Origin of the sequence: Rhizobium sp. BK313 (assembly GCF_014193655.1) — a bacterium.
Classification (GTDB): Bacteria; Pseudomonadota; Alphaproteobacteria; order Rhizobiales; family Rhizobiaceae; genus Rhizobium.
Genome location: NZ_JACHZQ010000002.1, coordinates 586,082 through 613,011 on the forward strand (window position 1 = coordinate 586,082; position 26,930 = coordinate 613,011).

The 26,930-nt window shown below is 59.4% G+C and carries 26 protein-coding genes and 1 pseudogene; 9 read left to right on the forward strand and 18 right to left on the reverse strand.

Going from position 1 to position 26,930, the window contains the following annotated elements:
- Positions 1–206 precede the first annotated feature (206 nt).
- Positions 207–1,277 carry an LLM class flavin-dependent oxidoreductase gene (locus tag FHT86_RS15040; protein WP_133707596.1) on the reverse strand — a complete coding sequence of 357 codons (1,071 nt, stop codon included), beginning with the start codon at positions 1,275–1,277 and terminating at the stop codon, positions 207–209.
- Positions 1,278–1,918: 641 nt separating this feature from the next.
- On the opposite strand from FHT86_RS15040, the gene FHT86_RS15045 reads away from it, so the two are divergent.
- Positions 1,919–2,674: an SDR family NAD(P)-dependent oxidoreductase gene (locus FHT86_RS15045; protein ID WP_133707597.1), complete on the forward strand. Its 756-nt coding sequence runs from the start codon at positions 1,919–1,921 to the stop codon at positions 2,672–2,674.
- The gene (locus FHT86_RS15050; protein WP_133707598.1) at positions 2,671–3,564 is read left to right on the forward strand and encodes a sigma-70 family RNA polymerase sigma factor; all 894 of its coding nucleotides are present in this window, start codon (positions 2,671–2,673) and stop codon (positions 3,562–3,564) included. The genes FHT86_RS15045 and FHT86_RS15050 overlap by 4 nt, the downstream gene beginning before the upstream one ends.
- 121 nt (positions 3,565–3,685) lie before the next feature.
- Here FHT86_RS15050 and FHT86_RS15055 read toward each other — a convergent pair whose 3' ends face one another.
- The 3 genes from FHT86_RS15055 to FHT86_RS15065 form a co-directional block, all read right to left on the reverse strand.
- Complete coding sequence (locus FHT86_RS15055) at positions 3,686–3,997, reverse strand: potassium channel family protein (protein WP_183868811.1); 312 nt, start codon at positions 3,995–3,997, stop codon at positions 3,686–3,688.
- 207 nt (positions 3,998–4,204) lie between these two features.
- A complete protein-coding gene (cax, locus tag FHT86_RS15060; RefSeq protein ID WP_133707600.1) occupies positions 4,205–5,299 on the reverse strand; it encodes a calcium/proton exchanger in 1,095 nt (364 codons plus the stop codon).
- Between the two features lie 687 nt (positions 5,300–5,986).
- Positions 5,987–6,385 (reverse strand): helix-turn-helix domain-containing protein, encoded by a 399-nt coding sequence (locus FHT86_RS15065; protein WP_133707601.1) that lies wholly within the window; start codon positions 6,383–6,385, stop codon positions 5,987–5,989.
- Positions 6,386–6,482: 97 nt separating this feature from the next.
- Here FHT86_RS15065 and FHT86_RS15070 point away from each other — a divergent pair, with 97 nt between their 5' ends.
- Entirely contained in the window at positions 6,483–7,460 is a 978-nt protein-coding gene (locus FHT86_RS15070) for a zinc-binding alcohol dehydrogenase family protein (protein ID WP_133707602.1), read from the forward strand.
- 42 nt (positions 7,461–7,502) lie between these two features.
- Here FHT86_RS15070 and FHT86_RS15075 read toward each other — a convergent pair whose 3' ends face one another.
- A complete protein-coding gene (locus FHT86_RS15075) occupies positions 7,503–8,306 on the reverse strand; it encodes an arginine deiminase family protein (RefSeq protein ID WP_133707603.1) in 804 nt (267 codons plus the stop codon).
- 226 nt (positions 8,307–8,532) lie between these two features.
- Positions 8,533–8,742 carry a dodecin gene (locus tag FHT86_RS15080; RefSeq protein ID WP_133707604.1) on the reverse strand — a complete coding sequence of 70 codons (210 nt, stop codon included), beginning with the start codon at positions 8,740–8,742 and terminating at the stop codon, positions 8,533–8,535.
- A gap of 369 nt (positions 8,743–9,111) precedes the next feature.
- Between FHT86_RS15080 and FHT86_RS15085 the strand changes: the two genes are divergently transcribed.
- Together FHT86_RS15085 and FHT86_RS15090 are read left to right on the forward strand one after the other, a co-directional pair.
- Positions 9,112–9,843 carry a response regulator gene (locus FHT86_RS15085; RefSeq protein ID WP_133707605.1) on the forward strand — a complete coding sequence of 244 codons (732 nt, stop codon included), beginning with the start codon at positions 9,112–9,114 and terminating at the stop codon, positions 9,841–9,843.
- Positions 9,840–11,108 carry an ATP-binding protein gene (locus FHT86_RS15090; RefSeq protein ID WP_133707606.1) on the forward strand — a complete coding sequence of 423 codons (1,269 nt, stop codon included), beginning with the start codon at positions 9,840–9,842 and terminating at the stop codon, positions 11,106–11,108. The genes FHT86_RS15085 and FHT86_RS15090 overlap by 4 nt, the downstream gene beginning before the upstream one ends.
- Positions 11,109–11,159: 51 nt before the next feature.
- Here FHT86_RS15090 and FHT86_RS37675 read toward each other — a convergent pair whose 3' ends face one another.
- Both FHT86_RS37675 and FHT86_RS15095 read right to left on the reverse strand, forming a co-directional pair.
- Positions 11,160–11,552: a hypothetical protein gene (locus tag FHT86_RS37675; protein ID WP_133707607.1), complete on the reverse strand. Its 393-nt coding sequence runs from the start codon at positions 11,550–11,552 to the stop codon at positions 11,160–11,162.
- A 422-nt stretch (positions 11,553–11,974) separates the two neighbouring features.
- Positions 11,975–12,096, reverse strand: a pseudogene (locus FHT86_RS15095) (IS5/IS1182 family transposase); the annotation flags it as partial.
- A 109-nt stretch (positions 12,097–12,205) separates the two neighbouring features.
- Here FHT86_RS15095 and gph point away from each other — a divergent pair.
- Positions 12,206–12,931, forward strand: a complete 726-nt coding sequence (gph, locus tag FHT86_RS15100; RefSeq protein ID WP_133707608.1) for a phosphoglycolate phosphatase — start codon at positions 12,206–12,208, stop codon at positions 12,929–12,931.
- A 429-nt stretch (positions 12,932–13,360) separates the two neighbouring features.
- Here gph and FHT86_RS15105 read toward each other — a convergent pair whose 3' ends face one another.
- Positions 13,361–13,801, reverse strand: coding sequence for a hypothetical protein (locus FHT86_RS15105; protein ID WP_246779516.1), 441 nt, complete (start codon positions 13,799–13,801; stop codon positions 13,361–13,363).
- 726 nt (positions 13,802–14,527) lie between these two features.
- Between FHT86_RS15105 and FHT86_RS15110 the strand changes: the two genes are divergently transcribed.
- Positions 14,528–16,819, forward strand: coding sequence for a xanthine dehydrogenase family protein molybdopterin-binding subunit (locus tag FHT86_RS15110; RefSeq protein ID WP_133707610.1), 2,292 nt, complete (start codon positions 14,528–14,530; stop codon positions 16,817–16,819).
- Positions 16,820–17,124: 305 nt separating this feature from the next.
- Here the strand turns inward: FHT86_RS15110 and FHT86_RS38900 are convergent, their stop codons facing one another.
- Positions 17,125–17,388: a GCG_CRPN prefix-to-repeats domain-containing protein gene (locus FHT86_RS38900; protein ID WP_133707611.1), complete on the reverse strand. Its 264-nt coding sequence runs from the start codon at positions 17,386–17,388 to the stop codon at positions 17,125–17,127.
- 277 nt (positions 17,389–17,665) lie between these two features.
- Here FHT86_RS38900 and FHT86_RS15115 point away from each other — a divergent pair, with 277 nt between their 5' ends.
- Positions 17,666–18,196 carry a nucleoside kinase gene (locus FHT86_RS15115; RefSeq protein ID WP_133707612.1) on the forward strand — a complete coding sequence of 177 codons (531 nt, stop codon included), beginning with the start codon at positions 17,666–17,668 and terminating at the stop codon, positions 18,194–18,196.
- Positions 18,197–18,266: 70 nt separating this feature from the next.
- Here the strand turns inward: FHT86_RS15115 and FHT86_RS15120 are convergent, their stop codons facing one another.
- The 4 genes from FHT86_RS15120 to FHT86_RS15135 all read right to left on the reverse strand — a co-directional run bounded on the left by FHT86_RS15120 (position 18,267) and on the right by FHT86_RS15135 (position 21,182).
- On the reverse strand, positions 18,267–18,641 hold the full coding sequence (locus FHT86_RS15120; protein WP_246779517.1) for a hypothetical protein: 375 nt from the start codon (positions 18,639–18,641) through the stop codon (positions 18,267–18,269).
- A gap of 42 nt (positions 18,642–18,683) precedes the next feature.
- Positions 18,684–19,169 (reverse strand): hypothetical protein, encoded by a 486-nt coding sequence (locus tag FHT86_RS15125; RefSeq protein ID WP_409527598.1) that lies wholly within the window; start codon positions 19,167–19,169, stop codon positions 18,684–18,686.
- A 188-nt stretch (positions 19,170–19,357) separates the two neighbouring features.
- On the reverse strand, positions 19,358–19,933 hold the full coding sequence (locus tag FHT86_RS15130; RefSeq protein ID WP_133707614.1) for a hypothetical protein: 576 nt from the start codon (positions 19,931–19,933) through the stop codon (positions 19,358–19,360).
- A 136-nt stretch (positions 19,934–20,069) separates the two neighbouring features.
- Positions 20,070–21,182 (reverse strand): DUF1330 domain-containing protein, encoded by a 1,113-nt coding sequence (locus tag FHT86_RS15135; RefSeq protein ID WP_133707615.1) that lies wholly within the window; start codon positions 21,180–21,182, stop codon positions 20,070–20,072.
- A gap of 76 nt (positions 21,183–21,258) precedes the next feature.
- On the opposite strand from FHT86_RS15135, the gene FHT86_RS15140 reads away from it, so the two are divergent.
- Positions 21,259–22,356, forward strand: coding sequence for an AraC family transcriptional regulator (locus tag FHT86_RS15140; protein ID WP_133707616.1), 1,098 nt, complete (start codon positions 21,259–21,261; stop codon positions 22,354–22,356).
- A gap of 218 nt (positions 22,357–22,574) precedes the next feature.
- Here the strand turns inward: FHT86_RS15140 and FHT86_RS15145 are convergent, their stop codons facing one another.
- From FHT86_RS15145 to FHT86_RS15160, 4 genes are all read right to left on the reverse strand, one after another.
- Positions 22,575–23,255, reverse strand: a complete 681-nt coding sequence (locus FHT86_RS15145) for an NAD(P)-dependent oxidoreductase (RefSeq protein WP_133707617.1) — start codon at positions 23,253–23,255, stop codon at positions 22,575–22,577.
- Positions 23,256–23,363: 108 nt separating this feature from the next.
- The gene (locus FHT86_RS15150) at positions 23,364–23,525 is read right to left on the reverse strand and encodes a hypothetical protein (RefSeq protein ID WP_166656827.1); all 162 of its coding nucleotides are present in this window, start codon (positions 23,523–23,525) and stop codon (positions 23,364–23,366) included.
- A 2-nt stretch (positions 23,526–23,527) separates the two neighbouring features.
- Complete coding sequence (locus FHT86_RS15155) at positions 23,528–24,910, reverse strand: aldehyde dehydrogenase family protein (RefSeq protein WP_133707618.1); 1,383 nt, start codon at positions 24,908–24,910, stop codon at positions 23,528–23,530.
- The gene (locus FHT86_RS15160) at positions 24,907–26,559 is read right to left on the reverse strand and encodes an acetolactate synthase large subunit (RefSeq protein WP_133707619.1); all 1,653 of its coding nucleotides are present in this window, start codon (positions 26,557–26,559) and stop codon (positions 24,907–24,909) included. The genes FHT86_RS15155 and FHT86_RS15160 overlap by 4 nt, the downstream gene beginning before the upstream one ends.
- Positions 26,560–26,930: the final 371 nt, after the last annotated feature.

Below are 26,930 nucleotides of genomic sequence, written 5' to 3' on the forward strand. Positions count from 1 at the left end.
CAGTTGATAAACCGCATCCTGCCAAAATTCGGCAACCGGTTGATGCCCTTACGTCACGTGTTCCGCTTCGGGACATGCGTGCTGTGGAAAACCGTCGCACGGGTCTTCACCGATCCAGTGACGCTCCGCGCATCGACCGGAAATTGGAAGGCTACGGTTCAAGGCCTGCCGATTGTCCCCGCACTGGCCGAAGCACGGCTCCGGCCTCAGTTGCGTAGCAGCGGAAGCAGTTGATTGCCCTGTCGCTTGATCTCGGTGAGGTACGGCGTATCGGAGAGCACAAAGTGCGTGATGCCCAGATCCTGGTACTTGCGCAGCGAACGGGCGACGTCTGCCGCGGAACCAACGAGCCAGGTCGTGCCCGCGCCGCCGCCGCCGAACTTGCCCGGTGCAGTATAGAGGTTGTCGTCAAGGACCTCCCCGCGACTGTGCAAATCGAGAAGCCGCTGCTGCCCCACCGCCACTGCCCGCCGGTGGTCGTTCCAGCCGGCGCCCTTGCCCTTGGCCATCTCGGCGACCTTCGCCTCCGCGTCGGCCCAGGCCTGCTCTGTGGTGTCGCGGACCAGCGTGGTGATCCTCAATCCGAATTCCAGCGGGGGGAGGTTGCGGTCCAATTCCCTGCTTAACGCCTTGAGGCGTTCGATACGCTCACGGACGCCGTCGAGAGGTTCACCCCAGAAGAGCTGGACATCGGCCTCGGCGGCAGACACCCGTTCGGCCGCCTCGGAGGCCCCGCCGAAATAGAGCTTGGGGTGCCGACGGTCGCCGCGGACGGGGATGCGCGGCTCTATGGTAGATTCGGTGACGCGAAAGTGCTCGCCGGCGTAAGTGACGTTCTCTTCGGTCCACAGTCTGCGAACCAGCCGCATGAACTCCTTGGTTCGGGCATAGCGATGCGCCTGATCGCCCTCGCTGTCGCCGTATGCAGCAAGGTTGTCCTGGCCCGATACGATGTTCACTCGTACGCGACCGCCGCTCAGGTGGTCCAGCGTGGCCGCAGCGGAAGCGAAATTCGCCGGCCGCCAATAGCCCGGGCGGATCGCGATGAGCGGCTCGAAGGTGGTGGTTCGTGCAGCGAGCGCGGCCGCGACGGTGAAGGTGTCCGGTCGGCCCCAGCCGGTGCCGATGAGCGCGCCTTTCCAGCCGTGCTCCTCCAATGCTTTCGCGTGGTCGGTCAGCGTCTCCAGGCTGTTGTGGTTTTCGACGGCGGAATCACCGCGGTGGCCGGCTTTGACGTCGTTAGGGATGTACCAAAGAAATTCGGAATTGCTGCTCATGCGAGGGGCCTGCAGATCTTTATGGCTGGGATTTAACGAAATCGGTGGGAAGGTATCATGGTTGAATAAAGTTGGCTGTCACCAACCGAAGATTGTTTGCTATGATTAGCGGCTATAAATCGATGGTCGGCATTCTTACGGCCGTTCCGACTGGGGCGAGAGCTTGTCATATTTGCCGGTGCGTAGCGAACAGACACTCATATTCCCGTTGTATAGGCTCGAGCGTAATCGACTAATATAGTGGATTATAAGGCTACTTTTGGTCGCAGGGAAATTGCAATATGCTAGCCACTCATAACGAGAGTGGAATATTATTCCAAATTTGATTGTGTTGACGTGCAGGTTCGCCTTGCCAGATGGCTGCCGTCAGAGTGTCGTCGCAGTAGCCGGCAGCGCCCGTCGCGGTATGGAAGGCCGCAGGTCGGGAAGGCTTCCGATCACCTCTTTACCGACTTCAAGCTATTTCGGGCAGAATGAGCAATCGGCGTCGACAGGTGGAAAGCAGACATCCGTGCGACAGCGGCGGGCTGCATTGGCTGGCCGATACCGCCGTGTCCACTTTCGTTCGCTGAGGCATATTTTGTCTGACTCTTTTGCCAGGTCTCATCCGTCCTAGCTTTAGGATCGGGAAGGAGAACGTGATGAGCATGAAGAACAAGCGCGTAGTGGTCACTGGCGGAACCCGTGGCCTCGGATTGGGACTGGTGGAAGCTCTCGTCGATGAGGGGGCCAAAGTCTGGGTGGTGGCGCGTGACGCCGCCGATCTCGAAAAGCTGCGGGCACGATTGGGGGTGGAGACGGCCTCGGCCGACATCACCGACGCGTCAGCCGCAAACCGCCTCCTCTCGGATGTGCGCCCGGAGGTGCTGGTTCTCAATGCCGGGGCGGTGCCGCGTATGGCGCGGTTCGATCGTACCAGCTGGGAAGAGTTCACGGCGACCTGGGACACGGACGTCAAGGGTGGCCTTTACTGGATGCAGGCTGCGTTGAACCTTCCGCTTGCTCCCGGCAGCCGGGTACTGGTGAGCTCGAGCGGCGCGGCGCAACAGGGGTCGCCCATGTCCGGTGGCTACGGGGGTGCCAAACGGATGCTGTGGCTGATGGCCAAATACGCCAATGGCCTATCCGAACAGAAAGGCCTTGGCATTCGCTTCCAGGCGATCGTGCCCAAGCAGATGGTCGGGGGAACGGGTGTCGGTGGGGCTGGTTCCAGCGCCTACGCCCAAGCTATGGGAATAGAGCAGGACGCCTTTCTCGCTCGCTACCCCGCTATGCCGCCGCGCCACTTCGGCAATCACGTCGTTCAAGTTCTCACCGACGCGACATATGATTCAGCGCTCGCAATTGGGATTAGAGGTGATACGGGCGTTACCGTTTTGGAAGAAGAGGCGGCATGAACCAGAAGCGAACCGAAAGCGTCGACCAGGAAAGCTTTCTTGCCATGGCCAGCGAGATCCGGCCTGAGCTTCATCGCTATTGCGCGCGCCTGACCGGTTCGGTCATCGATGGCGAGGACGTGGTGCAGGAGGCAATGGTAAAAGCCTATCAGACCCTTGAAACCTTGAAAGCAAAGGCAGCTTTGCGCGCCTGGTTGTTTCGTATCGCCCATAACCGCGCGCTCGATCTTCTGCGCAGTCGCGCTTTAAGGGCAGCCGAACCGTTGGAGGCGGCATCGGAGATGCCCGACAGCGATACTCCAGATCCCTTGGAGAGACTGATGCGTCAGGAAGCGGTCACAACGGCCGTATCGCGGTTTGTCGAACTTCCGACGGTTCAGCGGAGCGTCGTCATCCTGAAGGACGTACTCGACCAACCGCTCGACGACATTGCAAGTCTTCTCGAAATTAGTGTTGACGCGGTGAAGGGGCATCTCGCTCGAGGACGAACGCGACTAAAGGAGATCAACGCCCGGGCGCCGAAATTTTCCGCCAACCGGGCGCACTCGGCGGCAAACCTGCGCTATGTCGAGCTTTTCAATCGGCGTGACTGGGAGAGCCTTCGGGCACTCCTTGCCAGCGACGTCAAACTGTATCAGGCCACCCATGCGGTCCGATCAGGCGCCGACGTCGGCATGTTCTTCACCATCTACGGCCGCAACACAGCAATTCACCTCGCCGCCGCATGGCTCGAAGGTCAGGAGGTGATCGCCGTGTTCGAAAATGGTCCAGCGCCGAAGCCGAACCACTTCATGCGGATAGAATGGCGGGATGGGCAGATCACGTCGATCCGCGACTATCGTTATGTCCCCTATGTCACGGAAAGCGCGGAACTGATTCTCGATAGTTGATTCCAGAAACAGACGGACGAGGCGCCTGGACCTCGGAACGTGCCAGTTGCGCCGCAAGCGGAAGGCTACTGTTCACTAAGGGATTGTCCCCTTGGTGCTCCAAACTTTTCCTTGGGATTTGTTATTCCGTGTTGTCCCGGTCGGACGCGCTCAGGGCCTTCACGGCGACGGCTGCAACGAGGCCAGTCAGCACAATGCCCGCAAAACCGATCACCAATGCCAGCACCCGCGCCGCGACATGTTTGGGCGTAAGGTCGCCATAGCCGATGGTAAGTCCTGTCACGAAGGTGAAATAGAGGGCTTCGTCGATCCGCCAGTTCTCTATGCGCCAAATTGCAAGCCCGGATACGACCATGACCGAGACGATCCCGGATAGGATTGGCCAGACCACGCGGACCTGCTGGACGAGCGCGATGAAGAACAGGCGCCTCATTTGCCTCGAGCGCCGCTTGTTGCCTGTTTTTCCTGGCACGACTTTCAACCTTTCTGCGGGTCAGTGTCGGCAAAGCCGTGGAGGGTTAGACCAGCAACATTTCGGGGGTCCTTATCCGGCCGTCAACAGGCGGTAGTGCATCCCTACCGTCCTCTATTTGCTGCAGGTGATGGCCTTGCCCCAGGCAGAGGCTATCGCCGGTCGACTTCACCGCACTGTCGGGGGCAAGATATAAAGCGTCATGGCGAAGATCGTATAAACCATCAACGCCAACACGCCGACGAACCATGCCGATCGACCGCTGTTGGTGACGAACATTGCGGTAACGGTCGCAAGCAGCACCATCACCACGGCGCCAGGCCAGAACTGCAGATCCATCGGCGACGGGCCGATCAGATAGCTCAGCAAGACCAGGACGGGTGCAACGAACAACGCGATCTGGGAAGCGCTCCCCAGCGCAATACCCACGCTCAGGTCGAGCCTGTTCTTGCGTGCGCCGGAAAACGCAGAGGCCATTTCGGCGGCGCCGCCAACCAGGGCGACGACGATGAAACCGACAAAGGCAGGGGTCATTCCGAAAGCTTCGGCCGCCTGTTGCACGGACTCGACAAAGATCTCGCTCACCAGGGCCACCAGTATGGTCACACCGGCAAGCGTGGCCAGGGCCAGGCCGATCGGCCACGGTGCTTCGTCCGCTTGGGCGTGCTCCGCTCCGGAGAAAACTTCGCGGTGGGTCCTGAGAGTGAACAACAGCCCTAGTCCGTATCCGACGATGAGCAGAACGGCCAGGCCAAGGCTGAGTGTTTGGGTGACTGCCGCAGCCGATGTCGAGTCGATTTCGGCAACCGCCGAAGGCATCAGCAGGGCGACTGTGGCCAGAAAAAGCAGGCCCGATTGAAGACGTGCGCTGGCTCGGTTGAACTCCTGCAGGTGGTATTTGAGCCCGCCAAGCAGAAACGAGGCCCCCAGCATGAACAGCGTGTTGGTGACGATCGCGCCGGCGATGGATGCCTTCACCAACGTATATTGCCCAGCGCGCAGGGCAGCCAGGGCGATGACCAGCTCGGTGAGATTTCCAAGGGTTGCATTGAGCAGCCCACCGGCGGCGTCACCTGTTTTGGCGGCAACGGATTCGGTGGCGTGACTTAACAACCCCGCCAACGGCACAATGGCAAGCACTGACAGGATAAAGAGCGCCGTGTGCGCTTCGGGGGCCAATGCCGCAGTAACGAACACCACCGGCACAGCCACCAGCAACCATAGCATAGGGCTGTCGCGTATCTCTTTCAAAAGCGGGCTCAACTGTTCACTCCCGTCGGTTCACCTGGACCGATCGGCCTTCGCCCCGCCATTGCAGTGGCGACGGGTCGCATGACCACTTCCAGGCCGATGCCAATGATGCACTCTCACGCCCACAACCTTGAACGTTTCACTTATTTGGTGGAGCAAGCTCCCAAACTCCAATCGCAGTCCGACGACGACCCGCCGGAATATCCACCTCCTCCGACTGTTGCCGTTCGCGTGGCCACCGCTGTACCCAGCGTACCCGCTATATCCACCGGTCCCGACGGCCGATCCCGTGCCACAATACAAATCTCCACCGCAATTCGGATTGTTGTAGCTTCGGCGCGCTGAAAGCGGCTGCTGATAGATCTGCTGCTGAATGTAAACCTGCTGCTGATAGTTGCGGTAGGCCTGTATCTGCGGATCGACCCACTGGTAGCCATATCCGGGATAATAGACCCACTCAGCCTCTTCCTTCTGCTAGTTACTGATCCAGCCTGCTCCTGTTACCAATTCTGTCAATTGAAAATAGCTGGCGTGATACTACCTCGTTTGGTGTATAGGGTCCTGGCTCTGGAGCCGGATATGGACTGATCAAGCTGGCGCATCGCGCGATCTGAACTTCTGCGGATCGCCTGAGACTTGGCGGGCGTTACCCGTTGAAGTCGATTGCCAGTGAACGGGCGATAGCGACTTATATCGCAGTCAGGCTGCGGTCATTGTGCGGGCCCTGTTCGACCGTGGATGGACAATGCAATCGGCCAACTCGTCGAGCTCGTTCTGTTCTTCCGCATGGCGCTGACCCCATTGGCAGAGCGCCAGGAGCACCGGCTCCAGACCCAGCCCGAGGTCCGTTGCCGTGTATTCCACGCGGGCGGGGACCTCGGCGAAGACCTGTCGCCGGACGAGCCCATGTTCTTCCATCTCTCGCAACTGCTGGATCAGAACCTTCTGCGTGATGTCGGGCATCATGCGCTTCAGCTCCGAAAGGCGTTTCGGTCCGTCGAACACATAGTAGAGAATGACCGGTTTCCAGCGGCCAGCGATGACTTTCAGCGCACGTTCGACCGGCAGTTTCGGCAGTCTTTTCGTCGGATCCGCCATGGTCACCTCCTGGTGGGTATGGAACGAAAGAGTGTGTATTTTGGCGTGGAGTCTACAGCTAGACCGTGCCTCACCGTATTTCAACGTGAGGTCTGCCATGAAAGCCGTTCAATTCAGCTGCTTTGGTTCGCCGGATGTCCTGCAAGTCGTCGAGATACCCGTTCCGGAGTTGGCGCCGGGCGAGGCGCTGGTGCGGGTACACGCCGCCGGCATCAACTATTTCGAAGTGCTGATGCGGGCCGACCGCTACGCCGTCAAGCCGGAGCTGCCGATGGCCCCAGGTGTCGAAGTAGCCGGCATCGTCGAGCGGATCGGGGCCGGGGCCGATCCGGCCTTGGTCGGCGCTCGCGTCGGTGTTCCGCTATTTGTTCTTGGACGCGCCGGAGGCTATGCGGAGTTCGTCGCGGTCGACGCCGCTTCGTTAATCTGCCTGCCGGATCAAATCGGCTTTGACGATGCCGTTGCATTGATGGTCCAGGGCCTGACGGCCCTGCACATGACGCGGCGCAGTGGTGTGAAAGACAAGAGGGTTCTCATCACCGCAGCCGCGGGGGGCGTCGGTTCGTTGCTCGTGCAGTTGGCGAAGCGCGAAGGCGCTGGGCTGGTGATCGCCGCAGCGAGCACCAAGGGGAAACGTGAATTCGCCCTTTCGCTGGGCGCCGATCTGGCGATCGACTACAGCGGAAGTGACTGGCCCGATGCCGTCAGGGCGCAGACCGATGGCCTCGGCGTCGATCTCCTTTACGACACCGTCGGCGGCGCGATGACGAAGGCGGCGTTGGGAGCGCTCGCGCCGGGCGGCGAATTGGTCTTTGCCGCACTCGGGCGTTTCGATCTCGACAAGATCGACTTAGATCAATTGGTTCTAAAGAACCAATCGCTAACAGGGTTTGCCCTACTGCCCCTGCTTTCTCCGGAAAACATCAGGACCGACCTTACAAAACTCTATGAGCTTGCTGCCAACGGTCAAATCAGCGTCCTGAAAGGCGGACAATTTCCGCTTCACGAGGCTTGGCGTGTGCATGAGGCGTTCGAAGATCGTACCGTCAGCGGAAAGATCGTGCTGGTGCCCTAGGATCCGATTGCCGCGTCAGGGCCGCTCGAATTCCGATCGAGGCTATTCGCCATCGCGGTACCAGCGTAGCGACAAGCAGGAGAGACCTGCATCGATCCGGCCGATTTCCGCGGTCTTCATCGGCACGATCCTGTAGTCGAGTTTATCGAGCATCTCGATCGTACGCGGATAATCGGAAGGGACCATGAGGACGTCATTGACGCGCAGTGCATTCGCAGCCTGCTCTTCGCCGTCCGGAATGATGATGTGTCTGAAATCCTTGAAGACGCCGGAGCGTGCGAGGCGGGCGGTCGAGAGTACGGTTTCGTCGTCCAGCAGCGAGCAGTCGGTCTTGAAATGAAGCACGCCTTCCGGCGTGGCAACCAGCCTGGCTTTGCGGCCGAGCTTGTCGATACAGACAGCGAGAGCCTCGGCGCCCGCCTTGTCGGTTCGTGCTGAAAGGCCAATCATAACGCTATTCGGCGTCGTCAGGACATCGCCGCCGTCCACGTATCCATGACCAGGGAGATCGAGGACGGTCTCGAACGTGTCGCGCAAGGCAGGCACGATTGCCGCTGCCTCGCCAGCGCGGCTTGCCGCACCAGGACGAAGCAAGATCGCACCTTCGGTGAATACGAGGGCGGGATCCTCGACGAAGACGGAGTCCGGGAAGGCCTCAAGTGCCGGCAGGATGGTCACCTGGACGCCAGCTTGGCGCATTGCGGCGATGTAGGCATCATGTTCCAGCTTCACGCCCTCATAGGTCGGGCTGGCGTGCTCCCCGACACGCAGGCCGTCGACGACCGAGTGCGATGGCTCGCGAACGATGGCGGAGTTGAAATGATAAACTGATCGGGGTGAGGACATTTCCACATACCTTGTTGCCGTTCAGACCTCTTCTATCTTGCTTGTCGATGGTGGTCGACAACATCTGTCTGTGAGCGAAGGCGAGAATATGCCCTAGCCTTGGCGCCTATATCAGTCGTTTGCTGTGATAATCACGGTGTTAGAAGCTCACAAACGCGCATGCGTCGGGGCGCGAGCGCTCGCCCCCGGACTAGTTCGTGCGCAGGAAGAACGAACCGCTCAAGGATCAATCGTCGATCCGAAATCCAACCTTCATCACCACCTGATAATGCGCGACCGCGCCATCCTTGATGTGCCCCCTGATTTGATCCACCTCGAACCATTCGAGGTTCCTCATGGTCTTCGAGGCGCGCGAAAGCGCCTTTTCGATCGCGTCGGTCACCGAGGTCTTGGAACTGCCGATAAGTTCCACTTTCTTATAGACATGATCGTTCACGTTTTCCTCCCAGATTCGTGCAGACTATGTTTGGCTTCGAACTCCCGGGCCGTGTTGCTGTGGCTGGCTCACGCGACGTCTGTTATTTCAGACGTCTCGCATTCACGATCCGGCAACAGTTGTCCTTTGTCAAACGGTTGGAATCGCGCTTGATGCAGTTGCCGGTCAGGCCTTCGCTCGACCGGGATCATCGCCGCCGACGAGACCTGCCTGGCGCGTTCAAGCGGCCCAGTTTTTTGCTCGACGTTTCCACGGCAAGGATTTTTGTAAACCAATGTTTCCGAGGCGCGTTTTTGCTGGTTTCGCCTGCGAAAAACCTTCTTTTGGAGAGGCGTTTGTATAAAAGTCTGCAGAAATGGAATGATGCTTATGACTGTGACCGCTGCGTCTGACGTCTTGATTGTCGATGACGACCATGAAATTCGCGCGCTTCTGAGCCGATATCTCGAGGAGCAGGGCTTTCGCGTCTCGACGGCAAGCAACCTTCGCGGCTGCAATGAAGCCCTCAATCGGCGCACCCCGGATCTCCTCGTTTTGGATGTGATGCTGCCCGATGGATCTGGCCTTGATCTTTGCCGCGATCTGCGAAACCGTCGTCCTCGCATCCCGGTCATTCTGCTGACCGCTCTGAAGGAAGATATCGATCGGATCCTGGGGCTTGAGATCGGCGCTGACGACTATCTCGGCAAGCCGTTCAATCCGCGAGAGCTGGCGGCGCGTATTCGGGCGGTCCTGCGCCGAATAAATGAGGATTCGTCTCCAGAGCCGGAGCAGCGCCGCTTTCATTTTGCCGAGATGACGCTCGATCCGCAGCTTCGCCGCGTCACCAGGGACAGCGGCGAGGTTATTTCATTGACCGGTGCCGAATTTGATCTGCTCAAGGCCTTTCTCGAACGGGCCGGTCGGCTATTGTCCCGAGATCAATTGCTCGACTTGACGCAGGGGCGTGATCGCGATCCGGCCGATCGTTCGATCGACGTGCTGATGAGCCGATTACGCCGCAAGCTGGGGGAGACGGTCGACGATCCAGTATTCAGAACGATCCGGAACAGCGGATATCAGCTCGTTGTTCCGGTGACGGCTGTTAAGGGCGATCCATGAAGTCCCTAGGCGCGCGCCTGGCGCTGCTCTTGCTCACGGCCATTGTTCTGGTGGTTATCACGTCGTCTTTTGCGGCAAGTCTGGTGATGCGAGGCCCCCGGCCGGAAACAACCATGGAGCCGTTGGCGCGCCAGCTATCCATACTCGCGAAACTTGCCGGGGACGACAAGGCTGCGGCGATCTCTGCTGGCGTGGACATTGCTGCCGTTCCGGCGGACGGGCCCAGCGATGAACGACTCTCCGGATTTCTGATGGAAAGCCTTCGCCGAACCGGCGACCCTCGGGAAGCGACGGTATCGCGCCAATCGACCGGTGTCACAACGGCCTCTCTCAGGCTTCCCGACGGCAATTGGATGGTGATGCCGATGCCGGAACTCGGCCCGCCACCCGGAGGATGGAAGGTTCTGGCGGGATGGCTCGGCCTCATCATTACGGGAAGTGTGTTGATTTCCATATTCGCCGCATCGAAGATCATGAAGCCGCTTCGCCTGCTTGAGCGGGCGTCGGCCGAGATCGGCCCGGATGGGACGCTCCCGCACGTTCCGGAAACCGGGCCGGGTGAAATTCGCGTCACCGCACGGGCTCTCAACAAACTATCGGCGAGAGTGAAGGCTGCGACGGAAAGCCGGATGCGGCTGGTCGCAGCCGCCGGACATGATCTTAGAACGCCCATGACGCGCATGCGATTGCGGGCTGAATTCATCAAGGATGAAGAAGATCGGCTGAAATGGCTCGCCGACCTTGAAGAACTCGACACGATCGCCGATAGCGCCATCGGATTGGTGCGTGAGGAAATTTCCACGGACGGCCTGCAATGCGTAAAGCTGGATACGATCGTTGCAAACATCGTGGCGGAGCTGACGACGATGGGCATGGATATCGGAACCGGCGAGTTGCAGCCCGTGACAATTTCTGCAGGTCCCCTGGCGGTCACGCGCGCTCTGCGCAACCTTTTGATCAACGCTGCAACGCATGGGGAATCGGCAATCGTTACCATCACTCGCCGCGGCGACAAGGCGGTGGTCAGAATTGTCGACACGGGGCCTGGCATTCCCGAAGAGCGCCTGAGCCAAGTGTTCGAACCCTTTTTTCGGATTGATATCGCACGACAGCGGTCTTTCCCGGGGGCAGGCCTTGGAATGGCCATTGCCAAGGAGATCGTTTCCAGGTTCGAAGGGGAGATCATCGTGCGCAATCGGCAGCCGAAGGGTCTGGAGCAGGTGGTCTCATTCAATAGCCAAGTCGACAAAATTGCCGCTGGTTGAAGAACCGTCCCTATCCAACACCGGGCGCCTGTTTCAGCCTGGCGCCGATTGTCAAACGTAGGCCGTCCGGTCTCCGAACGCGGTATCCCCGTCGAAATTCGTGGCGCCAATGCGATCACTTTCGCCCGAAAGCGATGATTGCGGCTTGCTCTTCGAGGAGCCGGATTCGGAGCTGAAGTTCGAAGCAGTGCCAGACTTGGCAGATTGACCGGCTGCACTGGATTGACCGTTGGCGGACTTTTCCAACTTGGTCAGTTTTGTCTCCAACGCGGCGAGGTCCTTTTGGAGCGTCTCAGCCTCGTCAGGATCTTTGGTATCGGCAAGCTCTGCTTTCTTTGCTGCGATCTGTGCCTGTATCTTTGCGGCATCGTCTGATGACGACGAGGTTGTGGATGCGGAACTGAACAGGGATCCTGTTGCGGATTGAGAGATTGCGCTGACCATTTTTACGCCCTGATCGTTGCTTCGTTCTTCGGAAGACCGACCATGGTGCGTAGTGTATTAACTGAGAGTAAATAGTCAAAAAACCGATGTCGACTGTAATTCCACCAAGTACATGTGATGTCTGTCGCCAGAAATTCCAAAAACCCAATCAACTCCGTGCGATATATAAATGCATCGCAAGATTTGCTAGATAAATCTGAGCAAGGCTGGCTCTATTGGAAATGTCTGGACAAGAAATTTCCTCGAAATGCCCTCTTTTGGCAACATTCGGAAATATTCCTGAGGATGCTTGCTGTAGATTTTGCTGGTCCTGAGCTTTCTGCTTTGGTCACCCGCATGCCGGCTTCGCCAGACGCCCCCAACATGAATGGCGAAGCCGGATCTGCTTCCCCTATGAAACAGATGGTCGGTCCTATGACGCCAAGCTCATCGTAGCGGGTGGCGACAAGCAGGAATACTTCAGCTGGGAGAAGAACCGTTCGATCAGGTTGCGTTCACGGCAGTGGCGGTTGCTGAAGCAGGCCTTCCAGCGGCAGTTGCTTTTCGTTTTTCGACGCCCAGGAATCTTGAACGGGAATTGCTCGACTAAGTGTATAGCCCTATAGGCCAATTTGGTTTGTCTGAATTCCTTGGCCTAGAGAGGAGCCTGCGCTGTGACCGACCTTGCCGCCCTTGACGGGGCGACCATCGCTTTCGACCTCGACGGAACCCTCGTCGAATCGGCCCCCGACCTGATCGGAGCCGTGAACGCAATCCTGATCGCGGAAGGCTTCGAGCCCCTGGCCTACGACCGGGGTAGGCCCTTCATCAGCCGCGGCGCGCGCTGGCTGCTACAGTGGGGCCTTGCCGCCGCCGGCGCGCAAGACCCGGCCGCCCGCGCCGCCGCCCTCTTCGGCCGCTTCATCAGCCACTATAGCGCCCATATCGCAGATGAGAGCCGGCCGTTTCCGGGCGTGATCGATGCCCTGAAACTCCTAAAGGCGGCCGGCGCCAAGCTGGTCGTTTGCACCAACAAGCCCACCGACCTGTCGCGTGACTTATTGACCAAGCTCGACATGGCCGGACTGTTCGACGGCGTGGTGGGCGTTGACGCCGTCTCAGCGATCAAGCCCGACCCCGCCCACCTGATCGAGGCCGTGGCGGCCGTGGGGGGCAATCTGGCGCGCACCGTCATGGTCGGGGACGCTGCCACCGACGCTGGCGCCGCGCGGGCCGCCGGGACGCCGCTGATCCTGGTCGACTTCGGCTACACCGAAATCCCGGCCGCTGAACTCGCGCCCGACATCCTGCTGCATCATTTCGGCGACTTGGTGGATGCCTGCGCCGGTCTGCTCGATGGGTTGTGTCCTGTCAGTCCGCCTTGTGAGACTACGTGCTAGCGCAGAGGCGGGCGTTTTGCTCGAGTCTTGCAAAAGCCGGCGGCGTCCGCACTCTTTTATGGCCTGAATAGTCGCCCACACGAGATCAGTCAGGTCGAAGCGATGGGGGGCAGGCAAAGCTTCCAAATCGGGCCACATTGAATCATCATCTTCCCGCTTACAAACCCGGTTTATGGGTCTACGGTCTAGTCAATTTGCGGCAGCACTGAGTTGGTGGGCAGAACGTAGCTGATTTCTCCGAGAAGGTCGAAGCTACCCTCGAAGGGATTGGTCCGGGGATGCCGGGCGTGGCGCCCCGGACCTTGCAGCCCTTTCACGGGCCGCTCCGTCCAACCGGCTACGATCGGACAAACTGCGTCCGGGGGGCGATCCCTGTCGGATGGAAAGGAGGTAGAATGGATTACCCATGAGGGCGCAGCCCCTTGGCTTCTAACGGAACCTGCGAGGACCTGGATCGAACGATCGTTCGGCGTCTCCAAGCTTTTCGAGCTGATCAGCGGTCAGAACAGTGCGAAGTGCAGCCGCTTTATCTATCAGCACACGAGCCTTGACTGCACGGTCCAGCATGCGATCGGCGATCTCGTCGCCGAATAGTTCGGGCGGTTTCTTCGCGTCGATACCCAGACCTGATGGTTTCGTTTCGGTCTCTGAAAGGGGCCCTGACGGCACATGGTTCGGAAAATCGAGAAAGTCTGTTAGTGCCGCGGTGTAGTCCCTCCAGGCATCGAGCTGGGCGACATGGATGCCGATCAGCGTCTCCATCGCCGATAGTCTGCTTGCGAGCTCCAATGCGCGATCGGGCTCACGAGGGAAATCGGCAGGCAGCTCGCGCGGCGGTGGGAAGGGCATGCCGTTTGCAAATGCCATCATATGGCCGTCGAATCGAGGGCCGCGGAAAATACCGGGGCATGGCCCTCTTTCCGGCCCCATCCATTCCGGCGGAGATTCCATCCTCTCAGCACCGGCAGGTCTCTGCTCGATGGGCGGGGTTGAAGGCTCTTCAGCAAGAGCCGGGACATTCATTCCACCAATGGCCGTTAACAACAAAATTGCGACAATCCGCAAATGTCTCATGATCAGTGCCTCTGAATCTACTTCAATTCACTGCGGCGAGGCTAATTGCAGCATATAAACGGGATGCGTCCTTATATTTCCGAGTGTTTCGTTGGGGAGGATTGTTGCGAACGAAGTTTGCTGTGAACCGTTCGGCAAGAATTTATTACAAAATTTTTTTATTTATTCGTGCGGGCTGTGGCTTATGCGGAAATGACCGGTGCGAATATCAATCAATACGCAACATTAGCCACGCACATGGACGTTGCATCGAAGAGCGGATACGGATCAGGCTGCCGTTTTTGCCGGTCTGCCGGTTCTGTCGATCCCCGAAGCGCGGTAGGGCTTGACGTCGACGCACAAGTCCCTAATCTAAACGGAGGCGCCTCCATTTATTCGGCGCTCCACAATTTGTACCGCTAGTCGGGGCGTATGTCAGCTCGCAACATAAGTCACCTCTCCCAAACTTGTTCCCTGCACGGCGGCAATCACTACAAACCGAACTCGCACCGCGCGTGCCATCTTAAAAGTTGGAGGTCTTGAATGACCATTATGGAACCTCGCAAACACGGCGATGCCTCGGACGGTATGATCGGCGGCCGCCAATCCCGCTTCGAAGGCAGCATGAAGGTCACCGGCGCTGCGACCTATGCGCTGGAATATCCCGTCAAAGGGCTCGCGCATGCCGTTCTAGTGCAGAGCACGATCCCGGCCGGCCGCGTCGTCGCGGTCGATACGTCCCGGGCGCTGGCAGCGCCCGGCGTCCTTTTGGTCCTGACGCCGGAAGACGATCTCGGCCTCGTGGCGGCGTCCGACTGGTACGGCAATCGCCCGGAAAACCAGCCCTATCATCCGTTGCCGCGCGAAGTTCGCTTCAACGGCCAGACGATTGTCGCCGTGGTCGCCGAAAGCCGCGAACAGGCATCCGAGGCGGCCAAACTGATCGACGTTGCCTACGAGGAGACGCCATCGGTCGCAAGCCTTGACGATCCAAATGCCGGCGAAGGCAAGTTGATGGAAAATCTCAGCTCCGCCTGGGGGGATGCCGAATCCGCGTTTGCGGCTGCGCCAGTGCAGGTCGAGGCCGAATATCGCACGCCGCGCGAATACCACGTCGCCATGGAGCCGCACGGGCTGACGGTGAAATGGGACGGCGAGCAATTGACGGTATGGGAGCCAAGCCAATGGTCGCATGGCATGGCGCGCACCTATTCAGAATGGTTCGGCATTCCCGCTGAGAATGTCCAGTTGATCTCGCCCTTCATAGGCGGGGGGTTCGGTTCCAAAGGTGCTGCGCTCGCCCATAGTGCGGTCGCTGCAGCGGCGGCGAAAAAACTGGGACGGCCCGTGAAACTCGCACTCACCCGCCCCCAGAATTTTACAGGCTATGGCGGTCGCGCCGCGACCCGTCAGAAGATCGCCCTTGGTGCCACGCAGGACGGTGTGCTGCAGGCGATCATACATCGTGGGATCAGCGAAACGTCCACCTATGTTGACTATCCGGAGCAGACGGGCGCTGCGACGCCGATCCTCTACAAAGTCGAGAATTTCTCGTCGCAGCATCGGGTCGTCCCGGTCAACACTGTCACTCCGGGCGCCTTACGCGGGCCGGGTAAAAACCCCAGCGCCTACGGCATCGAATGCGCCATCGAGGAACTCGCTTACAAGATCGGCATGGACCCGCTCGAAATCCGTCTGAAGAACTATGCGGATCACGATTACCAGTCCGGCAAGCCGTGGTCGACACGCCGGTTGCGTGAAGCCCTGACCGAAGGCGCCGAGGCTTTTGGTTGGTCGCGGCGCAGCCACGCGCCGCGGTCGATGCGTGACGGCCGGCAGCTCATTGGCTGGGGCATCGGTTGTGGTACCTTCCCGGTGATCCGGGCTCCAAGCGAAGCGCTTATCCGCATTCTCGCAAACGGGCACGTCGAAGTGGTCAGTGGCGCCATCGACATGGGGCAGGGCACTTATACGATCCTGGCGCAGACGGTATCTGAAGTGCTCGGCGTTCCCGTCGAGCAGATCGAGGTTCATCTCGGCGATTCCAGATTGCCAGGCTCGGCGATCGCCGGCGGCTCGATGCTAGCGGGATCGATCACCGGTGCTGTTCACAAGACAGCAATGGCTGCCCGCGACGAGCTGATTGGGCTTGCGCTTAGCGATGCCAACTCACCCTTCCGCGAGACTGGTGCGAACACGCTGACCTTGAGCGAGGGACGGATTGCCGTGCCGCGGAGTGGAGGGCTTTCGATGACGCTTCGCGAGTTGATGGCGACGCTCAATCGGGATCATATCGAGGTCCGACGCAACACGCTGGCTGAAGGAAGCCAAAGTCCCGAGGACCACAAGAAGGCGTGGACGACTTTGGCGAGCGTGCAAGGGGCGACTTCGGGCGACTATTCCATGCACAGCTGGTGTGCCCACTTTGCCGAGGTCCGGGTCGACGAGGATTTCGGAACCGTGCGGGTCTCTCGCATGGTCTCGGCGTTCGACTGCGGCCGGCTCTACAATCCGAAACTGGTCGAAAGCCAGTGGCGCGGCGGGATCATCATGGGCATCGGTCAGGCGTTGTTGGAAGAGGGCCTCGTCGACGGTCGTAACGGCCGGACCATCAACAACAATATGGGCGATTACCTTGTGCCGACCAATTCGGACATTCCTGACATCCAGGTGATCTCGGTCGGTGTTGCCGATCCGCATGCCTCTGTGTTGGGTGGCAAGGGTGTGGGTGAGGTTGGTATTGTCGGCGTTGCTCCGGCCATAGCCAACGCCGTCTTTCACGCGACGGGAAAACGCGTCCGCGATCTGCCCATCACACTGGAAAAGCTCATCTAGACCCGCATTCGCCAAGACTTTGGCGTTCGCGCCAATTCAATGCCATGAGACCGGTGTTGCCGAAGACGGCACCGGTCTCAGTAACCGGCAGAGGGCCAGCTCGGTGAAGAGAGCTTAGTTGATCAAGCCCGGGGCACGCTTCCAAGTTGTGGGCTCGGGATTGTCAGCCGGCTCGCTACTAATCAAATACTGGTAATTTGGCGTCTTGCTAAGGCATACGATCGCCCGCTTCCGGCGCGATCCAGCTAATGCCACAGGCTTTTAGCGGCTGGGCCGGTCGATCAACCGACCCAACCAAGCTGCGCTCAGTAGTAGCGCCAACCACCGTGCCACCGCTCACGGTTCACCCAATAACGGTGGCCGTCCCAGTAGCCTCGTCCATGATAATAAACACCGACCCTGGGACCTCCAGGCACGACAACAACAGTGCCGGGGGCGACGTTCGGACGGCAGTGGCCATAGGGACCGCGGTGAAATCCGGCGCCGCATCCTTGAGCCGCGTCAGCTGTAGAATTGACTGCGGCTAACGCCGCTACGGAAGTAAGGGCTATAATAAGCAGCTTTTTCATGATGTCCTCTTTTGATGTCCTCCGAAACGCTCCTTGCGTCCGGGACCTATACACTTAACGCTGATTTCTGCCATTTTTGTTGTTCGAACCAATTTTTTTTTGGAATGCCTCCGTGGGTGGGCCCGCTCAGGCTTCTGCGCCGTAAAAGCCGCTGGAATTGAAGCGCGGAGATCTGTTTGTAATTGTTGGTTTGTATACCGTATCCGGTCTGCGCCACAAGGCGGCAGGGGTGCTTGGCCGTTGCCAAAGAGCGTGCGATTCATCGAACGAGAACGAAATGGGCGTCAGGAACTATTTGATCGAAGGTCTTTCCGGGACTGGCAAGACCTCAGTCGCCACCGAACTGCAACAGCGCGGTTATCACGTCATTCACGGTGACCGTGAGCTGGCATATAAAGGCGATCCTCAGACGGGTGAACCGCTGGATGGCTCTGCGCATAAGCAGAGCAGTTTGGATGTGGCCTTTGGGCACAAGCACCACCTTTGGGATGTCGGCAAAGTCAAATCCCTGGTGGCCGATCGAAGCCGCCCGATCTCCTTCTTCTGCGGCGGCTCAAGGAATTTCCACCACTTCATTGAACTGTTTGACGGTGTTTTCGTTCTTGACGTCGATTTGGACACGTTGAAGAGGCGGCTGGCGAGCAGACCTGAAGACGAGTTTGGTGGAAAACCGGCCGAACGAGACGTGGTTGTGGGACTGCATGCAACGAAAGAAGACATTCCCAAAAACGCGACAACGATCGACGCCACTGCGCCGCTCGCCTCCGTTGTCGACGATATTCTATCGAGATGCGGAGAGGTCGACTAAGGTGCTCCGCTGGTGTCCTTCGTTTGGTGGATAGAAAAGGCGCCGCGACCGGCTTCTCTTGGGGGCAATATCAAATTGGGTTTTTGACCGCGACTTTTTCGAACAGATCGTTGCGAAGCACCGTATCGACGATAATCGTGGCGATGTAGCAAGCACGAGCGGCCAGCAGCAAAAACAAGACCAGCGAGACGATGGCAATCGTGTAGTGCTTGAGCGCAGAGCGCTTTGGCATCTCCGCTATGAAGTTGCTGGCAGCGCTTCTGAAGAGCCGCCAAACTGCCACGATCGCAAACAGCGCTGTCAAGATATAGCCGCTCAACGACGCCGCACCCACTATCCAGACCATCGCCATGCTTCCACCGTAAAATAGCAGCTCCTTTCTCGGTGCTGCGACTTGCAGATGTTGGACAGAAAATCCAAAGGAACGCGCGTTCCGATCGCGCATCGAGCCAAATTCGCCTCGAACGGAACTGTGAGAGACCATGTCTCAGCTCTTTGCGCTTGCCGCGAAGTAGGTTCCGAGCAGAGATCTTGCGGAGGCCAGCCATCGAGAGGCCCATCTGGCGTCTGCACCTGCCGTCCCATTCGACGTTAATTCGGTCTGACTGACTTCGGTCCTACTGGTCCTTGGTTCGGTGAGCGCCTTGATCCGTTGGAGAAACCCGGTGTCGTCAAATTGCTTTGATGAGGTAACCAGGCCGCCGCTGGAGAGGACAGCGTGAAAAAAGACCTCAAGATTCACCACGGGTATGGACCGAATATTGCGGACGATATCAATGTCGGGCCGTGTGGTTACGGCGAGAACGTATCGGTCCGAACGGAGGGCGTCGAATACCTCCGGTATCGAAGATGCAACTGTTGACTCGTACCCGTGCTCCGCCAACTTCGTCGCGATGGCATCGGCGGCGCCCTTCGGCAGAAATATCAAAATGGGCGTTTGGGCGCTCTTCGTTAAGTCCGGGACCATGGCAATTCTCCTATGTGCAGAAAGAGAATAGCGCTTGCTTATTTCGCTGTTTGTTCGGTTTTGTTCGATTTTGTTGCAAGCAAGTGCGGGTAGCTTTGCTGTCGGCAGACGGATTAACCGATTATCGAGCCGCCGATCGCGCGGCTCCGATTGCAATCCAGTGATCTGAGTTCGCGCTGAAAATGTTCCGCATCTCACCAATCCGCGGGAATGACGTGATCCAGCATCTTGCGTCCGCCCTTGAGGGCCGCCCCGGAAGCGTCCGCCACCCGGCTCACGACGTATGTTGCATCTTTCAATGGCGAGAAGCCTGGATTGGCCGCTTGATCGTCGCTCTCTTGCAATTGCAAGGGCCCATGGTCGCTCTCGACGGGATACCCTGCGATCATGGGATCTCTGGTCTCGCATTGCGGCAGGCACTGGTCGAACCGCATCACGTCTGAGGACGCGGGAAGCGGCGCTTTTGCCTTCTGCGCGTGGACCCGAGGTATGACCAGCTTTGCCAAATTAACCGATCTTGGGGCCGGAGTGGGGACCGCCGCGATCGCCGGTAAGGGTGCGGCCGGACTTGCGTCGATCGCTGCCTGCAAGCTGTTGATAGTTGGTGGCCTGTCGAGTTTGTCATCAGCGATAGCAACCGGGCCGACACTCTCGATTAGGGTCGCCGCGTAAAACAGCCCGACGATGGTGCTGCCGATACACAGCGCTACCCCCATACGCAGCGGTGAACCGCTTCGAGAATTTCTCCAGTCAATCCGCTTCGTCTCCATCGCGCGCTCCTAGGGGCGTTATATCTCACGGACGGCAATGAGGCGCTGCAAATACGGCAGAGTGTTCGCCAAAAAGTGTCGGCTCGGGGGCGATTTGCAACGAAATGTTCGGAGAAAGCCCGAGGCTGCTGTGCCATTATTGCTTGGACGCTGTGATGATTAGCGCCGGCATGTCGAAAGAGACCTCACCACTCGCGGTCACGAAAGCCTCCAGCGCCCGGGGAGCTTCCTTGAGAAGTCGCCCGAATTGATCCTCGTTGAGCAATCCGCCAAGTGTCCAGATGCAGGCTCTTTCGGTCGATATCAACGACTCGATCGAGGCAAAACGGACCGTCCCGTAATGCCGTTTCACGTCTGCATGCTCCACGCCCGCCTTCGCGCAGAGCGAGCGCAGCAGTTTCGCATCGCCGAGCACGAAGGGCGCGCGGAACGCATTCGCCACCACATTTCCGAAAAGCCGTTCCAGCATATCCGCAACCGCAGCGTAGCCCGGAGAATGGTCGAGCGAGTCGCAAACGGCGACGGCCAGTCTGCCGCTCGGCTTCACCACACGCATCATTTCTTGCAGACCGGCGGCGCGGTCCTCAAAGAACATCAGGCCGAACTGGCTGACCGCCGCATCAAAGCTTCCATCCGGGAATGGAATCTCTTCAGCGCGCGCCTCACGCCAGTCGACGCGCTGGCTTTTGCGGCCGGCTACGCCAAGCATGTCGGCATTGGGGTCGAGACCGACCACCGTGCCCTCCGCCCCGACGCGATCAAGTGCGGCAAGCGCCAGCACACCCGTTCCGCAGGCGACGTCGATCACCCGGTCGCCTCGGCCTATCCTTGCCTCGCCGGCGACGACGGGCCCCCATTGTTGGAACAGCGCCGGAACGAAGAGCGCGTCATAGATCTCGGCCGGGGATCTCGCTGTCCTCTTCCTGACGGTTTGGGCTGTCGCTTCCACCGATGCCGGGTTTACACCTTCAAGAAGCACTGCATTGGATCTGGTTCCTGCGAGGCGAAGCGCCTTCAGCGGCTCGTATTCGGGCGATGCATACCAATGCTGCGCCTGTGCGCTGTCGCCGAATTCGATGATGACAGGATAGACCGGCTGCCAATCTCCTTCGACAAGGTGGGATTCTCCGCCGAGCACCAGACAACGCCCTCCATATTGGGCAACCGTTGCGGCGACCCCTGCCAGGTATTGCTCGACCTTGGCTTGGTCGTTGATTTCACGCAGGTCAAAGAAGCAGTAAGCAGACATGGCCGTCCTCCCTTTGTCGCCTGGACGCCGCGGGATGCGCAGTGGATATGCTGTTCAGTTGATAGTAGACTTGGCCATGGGCACGCTCCATGACCCGACGTCTCAATCGTTTGCTGCAGCGTCCGTCCTGCCGCAAGGTTCTGCTCGGCGGCCGGGAGACGTGGTGCCCGGCGCACCACCTTCCGCCCTACCGGGTAAGGACGTGCTTTCGGATGTGCTGCGCGCCATAAAGCTCACCGGTGCGCTTTTCTTCTGGGTCGATGCCCATTCGCCCTGGAGTGTGGAGGTGCCGCAGGCGGGTTCATTTGTCGATTTCATCCTGCCACGTGCCCAGCACGTCATTTCCTACCACATCATCATCCAGGGATCGGGCTGGGTCAGCGTCGGCCACAGCCCGCCAATAGAATTTTCCGAAGGCGATATACTGGTGATACCGCACGAGGATCCGTACGCGATGCGCAGCGCGCCCGGATTGCGATCAGGGTTGAGTGAGAAAGATTCACTCGACTTCTTTCGCGCCATGGCAGCCGGACAATTGCCCTTCGTGGTCACCGAAGGTGGCGATGGGCCGCTCCTGACCAGATATGTCTGCGGTTTTCTCGGTTGCGAGGCTCGGCCGTTCAATCCCCTGCTCGGGGCGTTGCCGCCGCTAATGCGCATCCGGCGCGCCGCCGGCACACCGATCGATTTGCTCGACAGGCTGATCGAGCTAACTCTGGCAGAGATACCCGCTCAACGCCCCGGTGCGGAATGCATTCGCTTGCGCCTCAGCGAGCTGATGTTCGTTGAGGTCTTGCGCCGTTATCTCGAGATGCTGCCGCAGGAGCAGACAGGTTGGCTGGCCGGCTTGCGAGACCCCGCGGTCGGCCGGGCTGTTGCGCTCGTCCACGACGATCCGGCCCGTGGCTGGACAATTGAAGAGCTCGCGCGTGAAACCGGTGTCTCACGGTCCGTGCTTGCGGCGCGCTTCATGCGCCTCGTCGGCTGCCCCCCGATGCAATATCTCATGCGATGGCGCGTGCAACTGGCCGCGCGACTGCTCACCGATGGACGGGCTAAAGTCTCGGTGGTCGGACGTGATGTCGGCTACAAGTCCGAGGCAGCCTTCAGCCGGAGCTTTAAGAGGGTTGCGGGCATGTCTCCCGCCGAGTGGCGTGAGGGCAGGCGTCAATAACGGCGAACGGAGGACGTGCAAAATTCGCTCCCGGCATCGCCAGGCGGGCAAAGGTCGGCAAGTGGAGTGTTTGAAACCGGCATCGAAGTCGCGTGGCCCCAAAGCGGAAATTGGCTTTGCTGTGTTCTTTGGCGAGGCGATTTGCGCCGAAGTGATCCTGTAGGCTTGCCTAGGTCCGTGATCGGGCTCGCTTATTGACCATTGCCCTTGCTCGGACGCTACGCCAGCACCGACTTCGCTTTCGCATTCGAAATTGGCCCTCCGTCGTCAACGATGTTGAAGATGCCGGCCGCTGCCGTCTCCGCCGCCAGCAGGGTGGCGCGCGCAGCTTCGTCCACATGCAGGGTTATCGGTCCGGTCGGGGCATCCAAGCCGGTCCCAGGTCCATATAGCAGGCCATATCGCAGCACGGTTCCGGCAATCTTTGGCGTTTGGAGTGTCAACGCTTCAAGCGTTCGTATCGCGGTCGCACTGTCCTGAAGCGGTGTCTCTTCCGAGATCGGAGTAGCGCCAGGCTGATAAGCCCAGGCGATGCTCTGCGAAATCATCCGTTCCGCGCCGGCCGCGACCGCAGCATCGACTAAGTTTTTCGTTCCCACTTCACGAAGATGGGCATTGCGGATCCGACCCGCTTCCATTTGCGCCGGGTCCAGCCCGAAGGGCAGATCAGTCAACTGATGGATGACGATGCGAGGCCTTGTTTGCCGCAATGTTTCCGCCAAGGCTTGGCTATTGAAGACATCGACGATGACAGGCGTTGCGCCGGCTTGGCGCAGGCTATTCTCGCGTTCCGGCTTGCGCGTTGTGCCATAGACCGTAAAGCCGGCTTCGACCAGCATGGGAACAAGCCTGGTCCCGATCGCGCCGGTAGCGCCGGCTAGAAAAATGGTCTCACCCATTGGAATGCCTCGAAAGTCTGCGTAGCAATTGGCTGAGATCTATTTCCCATGCCATTGGCTCGGAAAATAGATGCAAGAAATCGGAATTCGTCTAGGCCAAGATTAATCTCATCCGTCACTATTCGCCGGAATGCAGATGTCCCAGAGCCGTTTGGCGAGCGATTGTGCGACGGGCCAGCCTGCAACATTGGTGAAGCCAAGAAGCAGGCCGTCGATGTATTGAGGCATGCCGTCGGACGCGCGCCCGATCGCTACCTCGTGCCAAGCCACTCTTAGCGCCGCAGGACGATCATCTTTTCCTCGGCCATCTCCTTCATGGTCCAGGGAATGCCTCCGACGCCGTAGCCCGACTCCTTCCGGCCGGCGAATGGCATCCAGTCTGTCCTGAACGCGGTGTGGTCGTTGATCATGACGGCGGAGGCTTCCAATCTTTGCGCCGCCGTCAGGGCGGGGCCGATATCCTGCGCAAAGACGCTTGCCTGGAAAGACCATCTGACGCTGTTTGCTGCTTCGATGGCAGAACTGAAGTCATCATAGGCATAAACACAGACCACAGGCCCGAACACCTCGAGCTGCGAGACCTTCGCCTCGGGCGGCGGGTTCAGCAGGATAGAGGGCTTCAGCGTCGTTTCCGAAAGATGTCCGCCACCGATCCTGCCTGCGCCGGCAGCAACCGCTTCGTCGATCCATTCGGTGACCCTTGTGGCTTCACGCGGATGAATGAGCGGTCCGACTTCGGTATGGGGAAGCAGCGGATCGCCAACCCGAAGTACGGCTACACGCGCCGAGAGGAGGTCGACAAAGTCATCGAAACGCGCGCGGTCTACAAAAATGCGTTGGGTGGAAACGCACACCTGGCCTGCGTGATAATACGCACCCTTCGTGATCGGTTCGATGATCGTCTCGATATCCGCGCTATTATGGATCAAAACCGGAGCCGCCCCTCCGTGCTCAAGTGCACATCGCGTGCCGGGGGGAAGTTTGCTCCTGAGATACCAACCGACTTTCGCCGATCCGATAAAGCTGAGGAATCTCACGCGCGGATCGGTCGCGAGTTTCTCCGCCAAAAGGTTGTCGTCTGTAATCAGTGTCTGACACCACTTTTCTTCCAGTCCAGCCTCGCCGAATAGCGCTACGAGATCGAGGCAGCTCAAGGGCGTCGCGGCTGCTGGTTTTATGATGACGGGGCATCCGACTGCTATGGCAGGAGCGATTTGGTGGACAATCAGGTTCAGGGGATGGTTGAATGCGGAAATCGCGGCTACCACACCGATGGGCTCTTTCGTCGTGAACGCCCACCTGCCTTCGCTTGCCGGCGTCAGCCCCATCGGGATCTCTTTGCCGGCGAAGTTTCTGAGCTCGTCCGCGGCGTTGCGGAGGCCATCGGCAGCTCTGGCGACCTCGACTGCCGCATCCGGATAGGGCTTGCCACCTTCCAGTGCGATCTGCCTAGCGAACGTTTCCGCCCGCGCGTCGAGAAGGCCAGCAACCTTGCGGAGGATGGCGACACGCTGATGTGTCTTGAGCCAACCGTCCCGGTTCTTGGATGCCGCGGCGGCCGCGGCAATCTTGGTCTCTAGTGCCTGTGCATCGTCCATCGGTACTTCGCGCACGGGCGCACGGTCGAAGGCTTGGAATACAGTCAAGGTGCTCATGCTGTCTGCTCCGGCAAAACGGGAAGTCTCTTGCTAAGCTCATCAACGAGGACGCGTTTGTTCTCGGAATAGTCGACGGGTATCAGGACAAGATGGATCCCGCCCTCGGAGAACGCCTGCTCCAGTGTCGGAGCGAAGTTATCGATGCGTTCCACGCGGTGGCCCTTGGCCCCATAAGCTTCGGCATAGGTCACGAAGTCGGGGTTTGCGAAAGTCATGCCGTAATCCGGGAACGCGTCGACCGCCTGCTTCCAGCGGATCATCCCGTATGCTCCGTCTTCCAGCACCAGAATGACAAGGTTGAGCTTGAGACGAACCGCTGTCTCGAGTTCCTGGCTGTTCATCATGAAGCCTCCATCCCCGCAGACCGCCATCACCCGGCGATGAGGATAGAGCAGAGAAGCCGTCATTGCGGATGGAAGGCCGGCACCCATGGTGGCAAGCGCATTGTCCAACAGCAGCGTATTCGCAACCTGAGTCCTGTAGTTGCGAGCGAACCAGATTTTGTACATGCCGTTGTCGAGAGCCACGATGCCATCGGGCGGCATGACCGCGCGGACATCATGGACGATCCGCTGCGGCGTGAAACGATCTTCCTGCGCACGCGCGGCAACCCTTTCCAGGATTCCCGAGCGCAGCGGCAGAAGGGCTTTCGCGTCGGGGAGCTGTCCCTCGAGCCTGTCGGCGAGAAGCTTGAGGGAGGGACCGATATCGCCGATGACCTCTGCCTGCGGGAAATAGACCTGCTCCACCGTCGCCGGCTGATATCCGACGTGGACCACCTGAGGGCCGGTTTTCCCCATGATGAACGGCGGCTTCTCGATGGTGTCGTGGCCGATCGTCACAATGAGGTCCGCCCGCTCGATCGCTTCATGGACGTAGTCGCGTTCGGAGAGCGCTGCAGTGCCGATATAGAGTTCGGTGCCACCTGGTACGGTGCCCTTGCCCATTTGGGTCGTGAAATAGGGAATCCCGGTCCTGATGACGAAATTAGCCAAATCGGATGTCGAACGCGGCCTCGAGGCAGCAGCACCGAGCATGATGAGCGGCCGCTTCGCATGCCGGATCAATTCGGCCGCCCTGTCCAGCGCTTCCGCGTTCGCGACGGGCAGCTCGGCCGGATGCGGCGGCACCATCGAAACCGGCAAGCTTTCCTCGGCGGCAATATCCTCCGGCAGTTCCAAATGGACGGGACCCGGCCGTTCCTCCTGTGCAATCCTGAACGCCTCGCGCACCAGCGTCGGTATGATCGACGGCGAGACGATCTGGCGGGAAAGCTTGGTGAGCGGCTTCATGCTGGCCACGACGTCGACGACCTGGAACCGCGCCTGGCGTGAAGACAGAACGCCCTTTTGCCCGGTGATCATGATCATCGGCATTGCTCCCAAGAGAGCGTAGGCGGCGCCCGTCGAGAGATTTAGCGCGCCGGGGCCGAGTGTGGAAATGCACACACCGGGCTTCCCAGTCAGTCGGCCGTACGTCGCAGCCATGAAAGCTGCAGCCTGCTCGTGCCTGGTCAGCACAAGCTCGATCGAGGACGTCCGGATCGCCTCCACGACGTCGAGGTTTTCTTCTCCGGGAATACCGAATATGCGTTCGACGCCTTCATTCTCCAATGCGGCGACAAGAAGTTCTGATCCTTTTGGCATGCCGATCTCCGAATGGTTTGTCAGTCATCATCCATGCTCGCACCTGCCGAGCAAGGCCTTTGTGGGCGGCATTGTTCGCCGGCCGTTGAACCGGGAAAACCGGCAGAGTTCCGTCTGCGGTACGGAACGGCGGGTCGTCCCGGCAGCCAGGCTGACGGGGCAACTCGGGTAGACCGTTCATATCGAATTTTCTCGTCGACCACGGGCCGTGCAAGCGACTTCGCTATTGAAGCGAAAGGACGGCGGCGCCGCGATTTCTTGGCACTCGCGGCATTGGAGCGCGCGTCTCGAGGTTGCCGCAGTTCTGCTTGGCGGGAGAATAGCGCTGGTGTCACCGCCAAGCAACTCAACAAGGTGGTGAAGAAGCATTC